The organism is Acinetobacter sp. ANC 5054 (assembly GCF_002135295.1).
In the GTDB taxonomy this organism is placed as follows: Bacteria; Pseudomonadota; Gammaproteobacteria; order Pseudomonadales; family Moraxellaceae; genus Acinetobacter.
In genome coordinates, this window is record NZ_NEGG01000014.1 from 42,204 (window position 1) to 58,572 (window position 16,369).

General features: G+C 40.5%; 14 protein-coding genes. 8 read left to right on the forward strand and 6 right to left on the reverse strand.

Annotated features, from left to right (window positions below; translation table 11 throughout):
* Positions 1-13: 13 nt before the first annotated feature.
* Entirely contained in the window at positions 14-1,282 is a 1,269-nt protein-coding gene (locus B9T33_RS13645; protein WP_086179448.1) for a carbohydrate porin, read from the reverse strand.
* 392 nt (positions 1,283-1,674) lie between these two features.
* Here B9T33_RS13645 and mutM point away from each other — a divergent pair, with 392 nt between their 5' ends.
* Both mutM and B9T33_RS13655 read left to right on the forward strand, forming a co-directional pair.
* Positions 1,675-2,529, forward strand: coding sequence for a bifunctional DNA-formamidopyrimidine glycosylase/DNA-(apurinic or apyrimidinic site) lyase (gene mutM, locus B9T33_RS13650; protein WP_086179449.1), 855 nt, complete (start codon positions 1,675-1,677; stop codon positions 2,527-2,529).
* Complete coding sequence (locus B9T33_RS13655; RefSeq protein ID WP_067764891.1) at positions 2,526-2,807, forward strand: peptidylprolyl isomerase; 282 nt, start codon at positions 2,526-2,528, stop codon at positions 2,805-2,807. The genes mutM and B9T33_RS13655 overlap by 4 nt, the downstream gene beginning before the upstream one ends.
* 154 nt (positions 2,808-2,961) lie before the next feature.
* Here the strand turns inward: B9T33_RS13655 and mscL are convergent, their stop codons facing one another.
* On the reverse strand, positions 2,962-3,396 hold the full coding sequence (mscL, locus tag B9T33_RS13660) for a large conductance mechanosensitive channel protein MscL (RefSeq protein ID WP_086179450.1): 435 nt from the start codon (positions 3,394-3,396) through the stop codon (positions 2,962-2,964).
* 288 nt (positions 3,397-3,684) lie between these two features.
* Entirely contained in the window at positions 3,685-5,520 is a 1,836-nt protein-coding gene (gene typA / locus B9T33_RS13665) for a translational GTPase TypA (RefSeq protein ID WP_086179451.1), read from the reverse strand.
* A 173-nt stretch (positions 5,521-5,693) separates the two neighbouring features.
* Here typA and B9T33_RS13670 point away from each other — a divergent pair, with 173 nt between their 5' ends.
* From B9T33_RS13670 to B9T33_RS13680, 3 genes are all read left to right on the forward strand, one after another.
* Positions 5,694-7,064: a uracil-xanthine permease family protein gene (locus B9T33_RS13670; RefSeq protein ID WP_086179452.1), complete on the forward strand. Its 1,371-nt coding sequence runs from the start codon at positions 5,694-5,696 to the stop codon at positions 7,062-7,064.
* 65 nt (positions 7,065-7,129) lie between these two features.
* Complete coding sequence (locus tag B9T33_RS13675) at positions 7,130-8,161, forward strand: methyltransferase (RefSeq protein WP_086179453.1); 1,032 nt, start codon at positions 7,130-7,132, stop codon at positions 8,159-8,161.
* Between the two features lie 2 nt (positions 8,162-8,163).
* The gene (locus tag B9T33_RS13680; RefSeq protein ID WP_086179454.1) at positions 8,164-9,627 is read left to right on the forward strand and encodes an amino acid permease; all 1,464 of its coding nucleotides are present in this window, start codon (positions 8,164-8,166) and stop codon (positions 9,625-9,627) included.
* A 558-nt stretch (positions 9,628-10,185) separates the two neighbouring features.
* Here the strand turns inward: B9T33_RS13680 and omp38 are convergent.
* Entirely contained in the window at positions 10,186-11,223 is a 1,038-nt protein-coding gene (omp38, locus tag B9T33_RS13685) for an outer membrane protein Omp38 (RefSeq protein WP_086179455.1), read from the reverse strand.
* 380 nt (positions 11,224-11,603) lie between these two features.
* Between omp38 and B9T33_RS13690 the strand changes: the two genes are divergently transcribed.
* From B9T33_RS13690 to B9T33_RS13700, 3 genes are all read left to right on the forward strand, one after another.
* Complete coding sequence (locus tag B9T33_RS13690) at positions 11,604-12,125, forward strand: GspH/FimT family protein (protein WP_086179456.1); 522 nt, start codon at positions 11,604-11,606, stop codon at positions 12,123-12,125.
* Positions 12,126-12,246: 121 nt separating this feature from the next.
* Positions 12,247-13,422, forward strand: a complete 1,176-nt coding sequence (locus B9T33_RS13695) for a thiolase family protein (RefSeq protein WP_086179457.1) — start codon at positions 12,247-12,249, stop codon at positions 13,420-13,422.
* A 193-nt stretch (positions 13,423-13,615) separates the two neighbouring features.
* Complete coding sequence (locus B9T33_RS13700; protein ID WP_086179458.1) at positions 13,616-14,062, forward strand: VOC family protein; 447 nt, start codon at positions 13,616-13,618, stop codon at positions 14,060-14,062.
* Between the two features lie 57 nt (positions 14,063-14,119).
* Here the strand turns inward: B9T33_RS13700 and B9T33_RS13705 are convergent, their stop codons facing one another.
* Positions 14,120-14,605 (reverse strand): DUF934 domain-containing protein, encoded by a 486-nt coding sequence (locus tag B9T33_RS13705; RefSeq protein ID WP_086179459.1) that lies wholly within the window; start codon positions 14,603-14,605, stop codon positions 14,120-14,122.
* The gene (locus B9T33_RS13710; protein WP_086179460.1) at positions 14,598-16,241 is read right to left on the reverse strand and encodes a nitrite/sulfite reductase; all 1,644 of its coding nucleotides are present in this window, start codon (positions 16,239-16,241) and stop codon (positions 14,598-14,600) included. Before B9T33_RS13710 ends, B9T33_RS13705 begins: the two co-directional genes overlap by 8 nt.
* Positions 16,242-16,369: the final 128 nt, after the last annotated feature.

A 16,369-nucleotide genomic window follows, 5' to 3' on the forward strand; every position in this document is an offset into this window, starting at 1 on the left:
ACCTATCAGGTCATTAGAATGTTACCTTAGAGCTTAAACCAATTAGGAAAGCATCACCAACTCGATTTGTTGAGCCTGGGTTAATCACATATTGTAAACTTGGACGAATCATCAACCATTTCGTAGGGTTATGGCTATAGTTCAACTCGACATTATATTCTGCACTGGCATCAAATTTTTCTGCCGATAGACGGCTATTTATATGGGCACGGTTTACACCTAAGCCAATCATGTCATTCGGTAAGCGATCTGCTAAACCAATATATTTCAGACCCAATTGTTGTGAATTATCCACTTTGGTTGTGACACGATCATGCCAAGTAAAGTTCGCAAAACTATGCAAACCACGACGGCCTTCACCTGTAGACGTTAACTGTTGCTCAACGGCAACCCATCCACCAAATGTACGGTTTTTGGCATCGCTAGGGTTGGCAATATCTTTTTGGTTCTTGACTTCATCTGCGGTGTTGTACATCGCACCAACACGGTAACTACCTGGTAGTCCATTCACCAATTGTTTAGGTGTCCAAACGAGTTCAACAGGAATCGTTAGACCATCTGCATTTTCTGTATCTAAGCTCCACCCCTGACCTTCGGCTTTGGCATTGCCATTGTCTGGGTTAAATTCGTATACACCAACCTGTGCAGCAAGCTCTGGTGTTGCCTGATATTTAACGCGTCCACCCCATTGTGCTACAGGTGTGTTCATCCACATGCTACCTTGCCATTTACCCATTTGTGCAGCACAGAAGGCATTACTTTCAAAGTCACATGCCATCACGTTAAAGTCCGTCCCTAGACCCAAACGCCCAGCTTTTACGCTAATGCCTTGTTCTTTGAAATTCTTTTCAATTGAGAGCTCAGTTAAACGACTGTCTTGGTTACCACGACCAAAATTAGCTTGTACATTGGCCAACTGTGGTGCAGAGGGGTCTTGTAAATCTCGAACAGATGTACTTTGACCTTGACGTGCCGTCATCACCGCACGAACAGTCACACCATTCCAACCCGCTAATTTTTCCATATCGAGCTGCGTACCCAACCACAATTGGCTGGCAACAGTCGCTGAATGCCCTGCATTACGCCCACCATCTGCAAGATAAGCGGCATCTGCAGCAATATTTGCTTCAAATTTCACACCTTGCTGTGCAAGTTCGGTACGTTTACCATCCCAATCCCCTAACATGTACTGACCTTTGGTATCGAACACATCTGCTGCATCAGCTTGAGTCATGACTGCCAAAACAAGAATAGGTAAAAATGCGAGACTGAATTTTTTCATGTGAAAACCTAGATCTGTAAAACCTACAGATATGAGCCTAATGGCTTGAAATTAATGCCGTAAAAATTACATAACTTTTCACATTCTATCTCAGCATAATTTTTATCATTTATTAAACTTTTTTTTATAAAAATTAGCTAAATATCAAACCAACTCTATTAATATGAAAATAATTTTATAGTTTTCAATCTATTACATTATAAAAACAAACAACTTTAACATTAGATGAAATAACATAAACTCATGTGATTGACTGATTGGTTTACTTTTTTGTCTTACTTTCAATATGTTTTGAGCTTCAACCTCTTTATGCAGTTGAATACACCTTGCAATCCAGCTCCTAAAACCCAATATTATCTGCAAGATCCTTAACCTCTCTTTTCATCACTTGTATGCCTGAATTACCAGAAGTTGAAACCACTAAAACCAGTCTATTGCCTTTACTGAATGAAAAAGTGTTGAAGGTGGATGTCTATCAGTCGAGCCTGCGTTGGCCCATTCCAGACGATATCCAAAAGTTAGTGGGGCAAAAGTTACTGAAACTGAGCCGACGTTCTAAGTATATTTTGGCAGAGTTTGAACACGATACCATGCTGTGGCATTTAGGCATGTCGGGGAGTTTCCGTATTTGTGAGGGTCATGAAGAATTACGCAAACATGATCATTTGGTGATTCAATTTGAAGACATGCAATTGCGCTACCATGATCCGCGTCGCTTTGGCTGCATTTTATGGCTAGATGATTATTCACAAAGCAAATTGATTGATACTTTAGGGCCTGAACCCTTAAGTGATGCCTTTAATGCAGAATACCTGTTCAATAAATTTAAAAATAAACAAACGGGTATCAAAGTTGCGATTATGGATAACCATGTCGTGGTGGGTGTCGGCAATATTTACGCTACAGAAAGCTTATTCAACTTAGGCATTCATCCTGCACAGCCTGCGTCTAGTCTAAGCTTTACACAAGTTGAAAAAATGGTCGTTGAGATTAAACGTATTCTTAAACAGGCGATTGATTTGGGGGGCTCAACTTTACGCGACTACACCAATGCGATGGGTGAAAATGGTTATTTCCAACAAACCTTACTGGCCTATGGACGCGCGGGCGAAATGTGCATCAACTGTGAAACGACTTTACAGAATTTGAAACTTGGACAGCGCGCAAGTGTGTTTTGCCCAGAGTGCCAGCCTTTAAAAAAGGTTAAAATAGCCAGCAAGAAATCCCCGAAAGGAAGTAAAGCATGAAGTCTGCCATCGTCCGTCATATCTTAGTCAAAGATAAAGAGCTGTGCGAACAACTGAAAAAGAAAATCAAAGGCGGTGCTGATTTTGCCAAAATTGCCAAACAACATTCAACCTGTCCTTCTGGAAAAAAAGGCGGTGAACTGGGTGATATAAAAAAAGGTCAGCTGGTCGGGCCTATTGATAAAGCCGTATTCACTTTGCCAGAACGTGAACTGCATGGCCCAATCAAAAGCCAATTTGGTTGGCATTTACTGGAAATTAAATTCCGGATGGATTAATCACATTAATCCCTTTCCGATGTGCTGTGCATATCAACTTATTTAAAGGGAAGAAAGCCCACTCTAAAAAAGGGAACTTTTCCTCGCTTTGTTAAAGTGAGAAATTCTTAAAAAAAACGGCACTTAATGTGCCGTTTTTAATTCAAATGTTAAATTAACCTTTGCGTTTCAATTCATCACGAATTTCACGTAACAATGCGATTTCTTCTGGAGTTGGCTCTTCTGCTGGTGCTTCCGCTTCTTGTTTGCGGCGCATTTTGTTCATTATTTTGACTAACCAGAACACAACCCATGCCAATAGCAAGAAGTTGATTAAGATGGTCAGAAAGTTACCATATGCAAAAACGTTTAAACCTGCATCCTGAGCTGCTTTTAAGGTTGTAAGGTTGTTTGGATTATCACCTAGTACTAAGAACCAGTTTGAATAATCAACATCACCGCCCAAAATCCATGAGATCAATGGCATTACGATATCTTTAACCATTGAGTCGATAATTTTACCGAAAGCGCCGCCAATGATCACACCGACAGCCAAATCCATCACATTACCTTTTACGGCAAATTCTCTAAATTCTTGAATAATACTCATGCGAACTCCAGAAATTTTTCTGATTTAATTTTGTGATGAAGTATACATTATTAATACTTCTTCATTTCCACCTAATTTACTTGGTTTTTATCAATTTCTAAATGTCATGTATAAAAATACACACAAATTATTTAGCTTCTTTGTCCCGAGCTTCAACTTTATTATGTATATCTAAAAAGTTGAATACAGCCACCAAATATCATATTTATTCATCTATAGAAAAAGTCACATAAAAAAACCGCAATCTTCGAAAAGATTGCGGTTTTATCCGTTTAGACTAATTAAAAATTAGTTATTACGGTTACGTTTACGTTCGTTTTCAGTCAACCAACGTTTACGGATACGGATTGACTTAGGTGTTACTTCAACTAATTCGTCGTCTTCAATGAATTCAAGCGCTTGTTCAAGCGTAAACTCAATGTTTGGAACAAGTGTTAATGCATCATCAGTACCAGAAGCACGTACGTTTGTTAACTGTTTTGCTTTAGTTGGGTTTACAGTCATGTCGTCTGAACGTGAGTTGATACCAACGATCATACCTTCATAAACTTCTAACTGTGGTTTAGCAAATAGACGACCACGGTCTTGAAGTGTAAACAATGCGTAGCCCAAGCAAACGCCTTGAACCATAGAAATCAACACACCGTTTTGACGTTTCGCAACAGTACCTTGTTTCATCGGACCGTAATGCGAGAAGCTTGATGTCATGATACCTGTACCTGAAGTCATCGTTAAGAATTCAGAACGGAAACCAATCAAACCACGTGAAGGAACAGTTGCTTCAATACGGATACGGCCTTTGCCATCAACTTCCATATTGGTCATTTCACCTTTACGGTGACCCATTTGTTCCATTACAGAACCTTGGTGTTGTTCTTCAACGTCAAACGTTACGTTTTCGTAAGGTTCTTGTTTTTCACCATCAACTTCTTTCAAGATTACTTGTGGACGTGATACGCCCATTTCGAAGCCTTCACGACGCATGTTTTCAATAAGAACTGAAAGGTGAAGTTCACCACGACCAGATACTTTGAAACGGTCTGGACTGTCAGTATCTTCAACACGAAGCGCTACGTTGTGAATCAATTCGCGGTCAAGACGTTCACGGATATTACGTGAAGTAACGAATTTACCTTCTTTACCAGCAAACGGTGAGTTGTTTACTTGGAAAGTCATAGACACTGTAGGCTCATCTACAGAAAGCGCTGGAAGTGCTTCAACTGCTTTTTGATCACAGATTGTGTCAGAGATATGAAGTTCATCAATACCTGTTACACAAACGATGTCACCTGCTTGAGCTGATTCAACATCGATACGTTCTAAACCATGGTAACCCATGATTTTTAAGATACGACCGTTACGAGTTTTACCTTCTTTGTCGATTACGGTTACAGGAGTGTTTAATTTCACTGAACCGCGTTGAATACGACCAACACCGATAACACCTACGAAGCTGTTATAGTCAAGTGAAGATACTTGCATTTGGAATGGACCATCAACGTCAACTGCTGGTGGTTCAACGATGTCTACAATTGTTTCGAACAATGGAGTCATGTCTTCAGCAAGTTCTTCTGGAGATGGACCAGCCACACCGCGAAGACCTGAAGCATAGACAACAGGGAAATCTAACTGTTCATCAGTACCGCCAAGGTTGTCGAACAAATCGAATACTTGGTCAATTACCCAGTCAGGACGTGCACTTGGTTTATCAACTTTGTTGATAATTACGATTGGTTTCAAACCACGTGCGAACGCTTTTTGCGTTACGAAACGAGTTTGTGGCATTGGACCTTCTTGAGAATCTACAAGAAGAAGTACGCAGTCAACCATCGACATAACACGTTCTACTTCACCACCGAAATCGGCGTGTCCCGGGGTGTCCACGATGTTGATACGGTATTCAGTATCAGTACGTTTGTCTAACCATTTGATTGCAGTGTTTTTTGCAAGAATGGTAATACCACGTTCGCTTTCGATAGCGCCAGAATCCATTACACGTTCGATCTCGCCTGCGCGATCGCCAAGAGCACCTGATTGCTGTAAAAGTTTATCTACAAGAGTAGTTTTACCATGGTCGACGTGCGCGATGATGGCAATGTTACGGAGAGTTTTAATATCTGACATGTGAATTCGATACGCCTAAAGTTTGAGGGCAAATTATACAGAAAAAATATAGATTTTAGTAGTGACAGTTTATTGACAATGGCATTTTTTTTGACGACTGGCACGCTTTAGGTTTTGTAAAGCTGTGTAAACAGATTAGAATAGCGCCACCTAGCCTTAATTTTCAGTGCCGCATGTCTGATCTCAATCAATCTCCCAACTCACAAAATCAGCTCGATTTGGTCTATGGACTCAACGATCGACCAAAACCATTTATCGCTTTCTTAGCAGCTTTTCAGCATTTATTGGCTATCATCGTTCCAATCGTGACGCCAGGATTGTTAATCTGTTTGGCGCTTGGCGTGTCACAAGAAGACACCAACATGATTCTTTCCATGTCTTTGGTGATCTCTGGTATTGCTACTTTTCTACAATGTAAAAAAGTTGGCCCTTTCGGTGCTGGTCTTTTAATTGTACAAGGCACAAGCTTTAACTTTATTGGTCCTATTATCGGTATTGGTTCAGCGATGGTTGCAGCAGGTACGCCTGTAGAAGCAGTCATGGCTTCCATTTTTGGTGTGGTGATCGCGGGTTCATTTATTGAAATGGGTGTGTCACGTATTTTGCCTTGGGTGAAAAAACTGATTACGCCATTGGTCACTGGTATTGTGGTGTTGTTGATTGGTTTGACCCTCATTAAAGAGGGTTTAATCAGCATGGGTGGTGGTTATCAAGCCATGGGCGATAAAACCTTTGCCAATGCAGACAACCTCATCATGTCATGTACAGTTTTGGCACTTATTATTTTACTCAACCGCGTACGTATTACATGGGTGAAAAGTTCTGCAATTTTAATCGCTCTTGTAGTGGGTTATATCCTTGCAGGCTTTATGGGGCATTTAAACTTTGATGGTTTAAAAGATGCACCATTAGTTCAGATCCCTACACCAATGCACTTTGGTTTAAGCTTCTCTTGGAGCTTATTCATCCCAATGGCATTTATCTACCTTGTGACATCTTTAGAAGCGATTGGCGATATTACTGCGACTTCTAAGCTTTCAAATCAAGCTGTAGATGGTCCTGAATGGATGAAGCGTATTAAAGGTGGTGTGCTGGTCAATGGTGCAAACTCTTTCTTAGCAGGTATTTTCAATACTTTCCCAAGTTCTGTTTTCGCACAAAATAATGGTGTGATTCAATTAACTGGTGTTGCAAGTCGTTATGTAGGGATTTGGATTGCTGCTCTATTGGTTATTTTAGGCTTACTTCCTGCTGTAGCAGGTGTGATTCAAGCGGTACCGCAAGCGGTTCTAGGTGGTGCTGTAATGGTGATGTTCGGTGCTGTGGCTGCCTCGGGTATTAATATCTTGTCAGGCATTCATCTCGATCGCCGCGCATTATTAATCATTGCGATTTCATTGGCATTGGGTTTAGGTGTTGCACAAGTACCACAAATCCTTGAACATCTTCCTGAATTGTTCCGTAATATCTTTAGCTCAGGTGTTGCCACTGGTGGTATCGCTGCCCTTATTTTGAATATTGTTCTTCCTGAAGTGAAGAAGTAAGTTCATTTGTCTAAAGACACTGCCTAGGTTCGCCCTAGGCAGTGTTTTTTGTGATGGAGAGATCTATGGATCTAACAAGTGAAGTCGTTTGTCGACAGATCGATTTATTGAAAGGCCGTGTGTTATTCGTCAATGCACCGACAGATGATTTACTCAATCAATTCAACGAATCCGTCCAGCCCGCTATTTGGTGCTGGAATTATAATGATTTTCAGTATTTCCAGTCGCAGCAATCCGACGTGCATTTTGGTGTCGAGTTTCCAGAAGCTCAATTTGACCAAGCCGTGATTTTTGTGCCTAAATCAAAAGAATTACTCAATTATCTTCTACATAATGTCGCAAGCCATCTGGCTCAAGGTGCTTCAATATTCTTGGTCGGTGAGAAAAAAGCTGGGGTTGAACGTGCTGCGAAACAAATGCTGCCTTATGGTAAAACATTAAAACTCGATAGCGCACGACATTGCCAAATGTGGCAAACCCAGTTAGAAAAAACAGTCAATACCAAAGCATTAAAAGACTGGGTACAACAATATACCGTTGCAACACCAAATGGTGATCTGACGATTTGTGCCTTGCCAGGTGTCTTTAGTCAGAATCGACTCGATGTTGGAACCGCAACTTTATTGCCATATTTGTCCCAAGTCACTTCCGGAAAAATTGCGGATTTTGGCTGTGGTGCAGGTGTGATTAGTGCCTATTTAGCCAAACTTAATCCTAAAAATCGTATTTTCGCGATGGATGTTGATGCTTTTGCTTTAGCTTCAACTCAAATGACATTTGAACAAAATTTACTTCAACCTGAACAACTTGAGATTAAAGCTGTATCGGGTATTGAAGATGCTCCACTATTTTTGCACGCTATTGTCAGCAACCCACCCTTCCATCAAGGGATTCAAACCGACTACAATGCCAGTGAAAATCTATGCAAAACATCGCGCAGACACTTAAAGTCTGGGGGTGAGCTTTGGATTGTTGCAAACCGCTTCCTCAATTATCCAACTTTAATTGAGCAACATTACGGTCAATGCACAGTAAAAGCTGACCAACAAGGCTTTAAAGTGCTGTTCGCGAGCACGCAAAAAAATCTTAAGGAATAATGATGAGCGAAACTCAAAAACCAGCTCAGCTTCAGCGTAAGTTGGGTGCTCGCCATCTCAACATGATTGCAATCGGTGGCTCAATTGGTACAGGTTTATTCCTTGCTTCTGGTGCAACCATTGCCAATGCAGGCCCAGGCGGCGCACTTCTCGCCTACTGTTTAATTGGTATCATGATTTACTTCTTGATGACCAGCTTAGGTGAGCTTGCAACACATAACCCAACTTCGGGTGCATTCTTTACCTACGGTACAAAATATGTCGAGGGTGGTTTCGGCTTCGCTTTGGGTTGGAACTATTGGTACAACTGGGCGATTACCGTGGCATTTGAATTGGTTGCAGTCCAATTCATTATGAAATTCTGGTTTCCAGATATTCCGGGCTTCTACTGGAGTGCGATTTTCCTCGCAATCGTCTTTGCCATTAATGCACTGACCGTAAAAGGCTTTGGTGAGTCAGAATTCTTCTTCTCGCTTGTTAAAGTGCTCGCAATTGTTGCCTTTATCATTATCGGTCTGTTTATGATTGGCAAAATCATGCTAACACCGGGTGTAGAAACATTTGCCAATTGGAGCAGAGGTGAAGCTCCATTTGTAGGTGGTTTATCTGCCTTGATTGGTGTTGCCATGATTGCTGGTTTCTCTTTCCAAGGGACTGAAATGGTCGGTGTGGCTGCAGGTGAATCAAAAGATCCTGAAAAGACCATTCCTATTGCCATCAAGCAAATTTTCTGGCGTATCTTGTTATTTTACATCGTGTGTATTTTTATTATCGGCACACTGATTGCCTATGATGACCCACGCTTATTACAAGCTGCATCTTCTGAAAATATTGCGCTATCACCATTTACCTTACTGTATGAAAAAGCAGGTTTTGCCTTTGCTGCATCGGTGATGAATGCTGTGATCCTAACTGCGATTTTATCAGCAGGTAACTCTGGCATGTACTCCTCTACCCGTATGCTGTTTGATATGGCACGTAAAGGCAGTGCACCTAAAGTCTTTGGTCACTTAGATGCACGTGGTGTACCGATGAATGCGCTTTATGCTACGACAGCGATCGCGGCACTGTGCTTCTTAACCACATTTATCGGTGAACAAGCGGTATTTAACTGGCTACTGAACATGTCGGGTATGTGTGGCTTTATTGTGTGGCTCGGTATTGCTGTTTCACATTATCGCTTCCGTAAAGGCTACTTGGCTCAAGGCAATAAATTGGAAAACCTTGCTTACCGTGCAAAATTTTTCCCATTTGCACCGTGGTTTGCCTTTATTCTGTGTGCCATCGTGGTACTCGGACAGAACTATCAAGCCGTTTTAGATGGTGAATGGTTAGCAGTTGTCTCTACTTATATTGGTATTTTCTTATTCCTTGCCATTTGGTTGGGTTATAAGTTGAAATACAAAACCAAGTTGATTTCATATCAAGATATGGATGTAAAACCTATGAAAGTTGATCAAGACTAATCCCCATATAAAATGTTCAAATAAAAAGCAGTCTACAGACTGCTTTTTTACGCCTAAAATAATTTACTCATTATTTTTTATTTGGTATCCATATACTTATTGGTCGTTTTCCGAAATCTTGAGTATGACGCATCATAACCTACGTATAGGTTTACACCAACTTTGTCGTTTAAATTAAGCACTTCAATCATTACTTCAAAAATCTACAATCGCCACTTTCCAAAAGTCCAATTAATTAATCTCTAGTATTTCTCAAAAAAATCATACTCTTCACAGTAACACTGTAGGATTAAAAACAATGTTGTAATCATATAAGGCTATAGCCTTGATGCCCTGCTTATTTCTATATGTTTTTACTTAGCGTGAAGTCGCTCTTAAATTTTTAACTGTATTATATCCACTTTAATTTATATGTTTCTGTACTTTAAAGACTTTGTAATCATATTGAATCAATACTTATAAATATAAGAATTTTAATATTTTAAAAATTTTAGACGTAAAAAAAGCGACTCAGAAGAGTCGCTTTTTTTCACTACAATAAACTAAAGCAAGTTTAGATTATTGAGCCACTACAGTACGGCTACCAGAAATAGTCGCGAATACACGACGGTTCATAGCACGACCTTCTTTAGTGTTGTTGTCTGCAATTGGTTGATCCCAAGCGAAACCTTGAGTAGATAAACGTGAAGCATCTACGTTGTATTCGTTAACCAATGAAGATTTAACAGAGTTAGCACGAGCAAGTGATAAACGTTCGTTTAGCGCACGTGGACCAGTGTTATCTGTGTGACCTTCAATACGAGCAGTTGCGTTAGGGTATTCAACTAACTTTTCAGCAACTTTCGCGATTTCTGGTTTGTATTGATCTTTGATGTTTGATTTGTTTGTATCAAAGAATACACGAAGTTCCATGTTAAGGTCTTCAGTCAACTCTTGTGGAGCTGGAGCAACTGGAGCAACTGGAGCTACAGGAGCAACTTCAACTACAGGAGCAGCTGGTTTCAAGTGACCACCAAGAACTACGTTAAGACCAGCTAAAGCTGTGTAGTTCCAGAAATCTTCGTCGATGTTGTAAGTAGCACGAGCTTCAGTACGTAGAGATAAAGCATCGTTTAAGCGCCAGAAAGCACCTAGACCTGCGTTACCTAAAGTACCTTCTTCAGTAGTACCACGATCAGGACCATTTAAACCACGAGCAGCTGCTTCGTCAAATTTGTATTTATAGTGACCAGCACCTAGTAATACATATGGTTTAACTTTGCTGTCATAGTTTTTAGTGATTAAATCAGAAGTAGCATAGAAGTTACCATTGATTTGAGTTTGTTTGTATTCGCCAAAATCAACGTCTACATCACCTTTCACTTGGTTATATTCAGCTTCGAAACCTAACCATGGAGTTAATTCAACACCAAGTGCTGCACCAACAAATAAGTCGTCTTGTAGCTCAGGGCTATCAGTCAAGTTACCACGACCGTTATTGTGTTGAGAGTCTTGGAAAGTGTAACCAAGCATTAATGGAGTAACAGTTACGCCTGCGTTTGCAGCAGCTAAAGGAGCAGCTACGAGCATTGCTAATGCAATACGACTCATTTTCATGGATTTATCCTCCAGAGATAACAATTGTTGTTCAAGCTCAAGCCGAAAATTTGGCTATCCTGAGATAGGCTTTCTAAATACCCCAGTTTTTTTTTTAAGCTATTCACGCTGAATCATACAAACACTTTATTATTTTTCCAAGTGCTTGATTAATCTAATCAAGTAAATTATTGACAAAATTACTTACAATTTCCGTTGTAATTCGGTAATTTTTTACTCAATTCTATGCAGTGAATCGCTTATTGTGACTTGCTATTTTTTATTTTAACAGCTTTATCAAAAATTGAGTAATAAAATTCTATACTCAATTTGCATAATGCTATTAAATTTCGATACTACCTGAAAAATATAAAAATAATATTAAAATTTGGATTAAATCAATGCTTTATACAAAAAAGAAAGGGTTCACTTTGATTGAACTCATGGTGGTGATTGGTATTATCGCAATCGTTGTAACTATTGCACTACCACATTTCAACAACTTTATGGCCGAGCGTGAGCGAAAAAATTTACAGTTCACTTTATTTAATATCAATCAATTAGCCCGTAACAGCGCAAGCTTATATCGATCAAATATAGTAATTTGCCCAACCATAGATCAGCAGCAATGTCTCGCAAACATGTGGAATACAGGTTTAATTGTATTTGCCGACACCAATAAAAACAGACGTATAGATAATAATGAAAAAATACTGCATTTTGAGCAGCTCAATTTAAAGTATGGTGATTTAGCATGGAAAGGTACGCTTAGAATCCCGAGCCTCACCTATCAAGCGAGCTATGGCTTACCCAATGGTTCAAATGGAAGCTTTTATTATTGCTCTAAAACAGCAGTCCAGCACCTTCGTATCGTGCTGAGTAATATGGGACATATGCGAGTAGAACATCCTGCGAGTTGTTAAAACTTTAAAAGTGGAAACCCATGCGTCTACAAGGAAGCATCAATTAGTCTTTATTCCTCCCTTGTTTTACATATACTGCTAGTGCATTTTAAAAATTAATCTATGGAATTGGAGATTCATAATGACTGATATCGTCATCGTTAATGGTGCCCGTACTGCAATGGGTGGATTTCAAGGTAGCCTAGCAGGCTTAACCGCACCACAATTGGGCGCAGCAGCGATTAAAGAAGCCATTTCGCGCTCAGGTCTGCAGCCTACCGATGTTGAAGAAGTCATTATGGGCTGTGTATTACCAGCTGGCTTAAAACAAGGTCCTGCACGTCAAGCAATGCGTCAGGCGGGTCTTCCCGACTCAACTGGTGCGGTGACCATTAACAAACTATGTGGTTCTGGAATGAAAGCCGTGATGCAAGCTGCGGACATGATCAAAGCCGGTTCTGCCCAGATTGCAGTTGCAGGCGGTATGGAATCTATGACCAATGCACCTTACATCTTGACGAAAGCACGTGCAGGCTACCGTATGGGTCATGGCGATGTAAAAGATCATATGTTCTTGGATGGTCTTGAAGATGCTGAAACTGGCCGCCTCATGGGTTCTTTTGCACAAGATATGGCAAATACCAAAGGCTATAGCCGTGAACAAATGGATGATTTTGCAATTCGTTCACTTAAGCGTGCACAAACAGCGATTACAGAAGGCTATTTTGCTGATGAAATTGTACCTGTCACTGTTTCAAGCCGCAATGGTGATGTGATTGTCGATAAAGATGAACAGCCATTCAATGCCAACATCGACAAAATTCCGACCCTGCGCCCTGCATTTGCCAAAGACGGTACGATCACAGCTGCCAATGCCAGTTCAATTTCCGACGGTGCGTCGGCTTTGGTTTTAACCTCAGTTGAAAATGCTGCGGCAAAAGGTTTAGCGCCTTTAGCGAAAATTGTAGCTTATGCGTCTAACTCTCAACACCCTTCTGAGTTTACCATTGCGCCAGTCGGTGCGATTCAAAAAGTATTAAATGCTACGGGTTGGGATGCACAAGAGGTTGACCTTTGGGAAATCAATGAAGCCTTTGCCATGGTGACGATGTGCCCAATCGATGAATTCAACTTAGATGCTGAGAAAGTGAATATCAATGGTGGTGCATGTGCACTGGGACACCCTGTTGGCTCTACAGGCTCTCGTATTATTTTGACGCTGATTCACGCATTGAAACGTACTGACGGTAAACGTGGTATTGCAGCCCTCTGTATTGGCGGCGGTGAAGCAACTGCTGTAGCAATTGAACTAATTTAATGCTTCATAGCCTCCCTTGTTAAAGGGAGATTGAGAGGGGTTATTTCAGCCCTTCTTGTCAAAAAAAGCGTATTAAAATCCTCCCTCAGTGGAGGATTTTTTATGCTTACATTTTTTAATCATTGCATCATTTAAAGTTAAGAAAAGCGATTTAGAATTGAAGTGAACCTATAAAAACAACGGACAATCAAAAATGCAACTGAACCACTATCTGAATTTTCAAGGTACGACCGAAGCTGCTTTTCGTTTTTACCAATCTGTCTTTGGCGGCGAATTTTTAACACTCACGCGTTATGGAGATTTACCCGCTGAAGATGGTGTTAACTTATCCGAGACAGACAGGCAAAAAATTATGCATATTTCTTTGCCCATTAATGAATTTACAATTCTCATGGCCTCAGATGTAAATGAACAGTTTTGCGCACAGACCAATCGCCCTTTTGCGATCGGCAACAATCACTATATTTCGATTAACTTAGATCCATCGGAACAAGACAAGGCACACCATTTATTTGATGCGCTTTCTCAAGATGGCACGATCGAAATGCCGCTTGAGAAGACCTTTTGGGGTGCTTTATATGGCGCACTTACCGATCAATTTGGCATTCAATGGATGGTAAATTGCGAGCTTGACCATTAATAAACTATGATGAAAAAATCCTCCACTTGGGAGGATTTTTTTTATTCAAAAGGTAGCTTAAGCACCTGTTTGATAATGTGCTTGTGCAACAGCAGTCGACGCTTGGTATGGATTAGTAAAATCACCCAGACCCAATGCTGCTTCCTGAATATCTTTACCTTCTTTCACCACAAAAGTATCAAAACCAGAACGCTTCATATAATTCAAAACATCTTTGAATACATCACCTGTTGCGCGAAGTTCACCTTGGAAACCTTGACGACGAAGCAAAGCAGCAAATGAATAGCCACGACCATCATTGAAGCCAGCGAAGTCGATAAAAATCGTATCCAACTGATCTAGCGGGAACTGATGATCTTCAGGAGAAGCATCTACAGTGACAAACAAGCCTTTTTTACCAGACACATTCGCCAATTGATCCAATTGCTCAACTGTTAATACCACATCACCTTGCGGTAACGCGCCATCTTCACCAATCACTTGAAAAGTGTTGTCAGCAACAGTGCCATCTTTAGAGAGGACTTGAAGTGCGGTATTAAGCATATGCACGCTCCTTAAATGGTTGAATACCAACACGGCGGTATGTATCAATAAACTCTTCACCTTCAGCACGTAGGTCAAGATAAGTATTTAAAATTTCTTCAATGATGTCTGGTACAACGTCAGCTGCAAATGATGGGCCTAAGATGTCACCAATTGAAGCATCATGGTCAGCATTACCACCCAAAGTAATTTGGTAGAATTCTGCGCCTTTTTTGTCGACACCTAAAATACCAATATTACCTACATGATGGTGACCACAAGCATTCATACAACCTGAAATGTTTAGATCCAATTTACCTAAGTTGTAAATAGTATCTAGGTCATCGAAACGGCGTGAAATGGCTTCAGAAATTGGAATAGATTTCGCATTTGCCAATGAACAGAAATCACCACCTGGGCAGCAGATAATGTCAGTTAAGAAACCGATATGCGCACGCGCCAAATTGTGTTGATCAAGGATCTTCCACAATTCAAACAAATCTTTTTGCGGTACATCGACAAGCGCAATATTTTGCTCATGCGTTGTACGGAATTCACCGAAGGTGTATTTGTCTGCAAGATCTGCAATCAATTGCATTTCTTCAACAGTCATGTCACCCGGTGCAATACCTGCACGTTTCAATGAAATCGTAACGATACGATAACCTTGTACTTTATGTGCATTGGTATTGATGTTGAACCATTGTTTAAACTTCGGTTCAGCAGCAAATTGTTCAGCAAAATCTTCATCTGCATAATCTTGATAATCAAATGGCGTGAAGTTTTCATCCATTTTCTTCAAGGTATCAGCATCAATTTTTAACGTTTTGATGGTATGTGCAAATTCAGCTTCCACTTTTTCAGCAAATACAGCTGGAGTCAGTGCTTTCACTAAAATTTTAATACGTGCTTTGTATTTATTGTCACGACGGCCGTGCAGGTTATATACACGAAGCACCGCTTCTAAATAAGCAATTAAATCTTCACGCGGCAAGAAGTCACGAATAAAGCTACCAATCACAGGCGTACGACCTAAACCACCGCCCACTTTGATTTTATAGCCAATTTCGCCTGCTTCATTTTTCACGATATACACACCGATATCATGGAAAGATGTTGCAGCACGGTCAGTTTCTTCCAGTGCAGACACTGCAATTTTGAACTTACGTGGCAAGAATGCAAATTCTGGGTGGAAAGTTGACCATTGACGAATCAATTCACAAGTCGGGCGTGGGTCAGCTATTTCACCTGCAACCACACCTGCATATTGGTCAGTTGTGGTATTACGAATACAGTTACCTGATGTTTGAATCGCATGCATTTGAACAGATGCAAGCTCTTGCAGCATGTCAGGTACATTTTCTAGCGCAGGCCAGTTAAACTGAATGTTTTGACGTGTAGAGACGTGAGCATAACCACGGTCATAATCTTTGGCTAAGTCCGCAATTTTACGTAATTGTTTTGAGTTCATCAGACCATAAGGCACAGCAATACGCAACATAGGCGCATAACGTTGTACATAAAGGCCGTTTTGAAGACGCAGTGGACGGTATTCATCTTCCGTCAATTTACCTGCTAAATAACGTTCCGTTTGATCGCGGAACTGTGCAACACGTTCATTAACCAGTTGCTGGTCAAAATCAGTATATAAATACATGGCGTACAGCTAGTAATTTCTATTATAACGGTGCACAGCATAACGAGATTTCTACTATCAAGAAAATGCGTTTTTTACATATTTCATAGCGGTTTTATTGATAAGACTATCTGCATTTCACTGATCTA

Bases quoted from the DNA above. Each gene is read 5' to 3' on its own strand.
- B9T33_RS13655 (WP_067764891.1), top strand. From the start codon at position 2,526: ATGAAGTCTGCCATCGTCCGTCATATCTTAGTCAAAGATAAAGAGCTG.
- B9T33_RS13645 (WP_086179448.1), bottom strand. From the start codon at position 1,282: ATGAAAAAATTCAGTCTCGCATTTTTACCTATTCTTGTTTTGGCAGTC.
- B9T33_RS13670 (WP_086179452.1), top strand. From the start codon at position 5,694: ATGTCTGATCTCAATCAATCTCCCAACTCACAAAATCAGCTCGATTTG.
- mutM (WP_086179449.1), top strand. From the start codon at position 1,675: ATGCCTGAATTACCAGAAGTTGAAACCACTAAAACCAGTCTATTGCCT.
- B9T33_RS13705 (WP_086179459.1), bottom strand. From the start codon at position 14,605: ATGCTTAATACCGCACTTCAAGTCCTCTCTAAAGATGGCACTGTTGCT.
- B9T33_RS13680 (WP_086179454.1), top strand. From the start codon at position 8,164: ATGAGCGAAACTCAAAAACCAGCTCAGCTTCAGCGTAAGTTGGGTGCT.
- omp38 (WP_086179455.1), bottom strand. From the start codon at position 11,223: ATGAAAATGAGTCGTATTGCATTAGCAATGCTCGTAGCTGCTCCTTTA.
- B9T33_RS13700 (WP_086179458.1), top strand. From the start codon at position 13,616: ATGCAACTGAACCACTATCTGAATTTTCAAGGTACGACCGAAGCTGCT.
- mscL (WP_086179450.1), bottom strand. From the start codon at position 3,396: ATGAGTATTATTCAAGAATTTAGAGAATTTGCCGTAAAAGGTAATGTG.
- B9T33_RS13675 (WP_086179453.1), top strand. From the start codon at position 7,130: ATGGATCTAACAAGTGAAGTCGTTTGTCGACAGATCGATTTATTGAAA.
- typA (WP_086179451.1), bottom strand. From the start codon at position 5,520: ATGTCAGATATTAAAACTCTCCGTAACATTGCCATCATCGCGCACGTC.
- B9T33_RS13695 (WP_086179457.1), top strand. From the start codon at position 12,247: ATGACTGATATCGTCATCGTTAATGGTGCCCGTACTGCAATGGGTGGA.
- B9T33_RS13710 (WP_086179460.1), bottom strand. From the start codon at position 16,241: ATGTATTTATATACTGATTTTGACCAGCAACTGGTTAATGAACGTGTT.
- B9T33_RS13690 (WP_086179456.1), top strand. From the start codon at position 11,604: ATGCTTTATACAAAAAAGAAAGGGTTCACTTTGATTGAACTCATGGTG.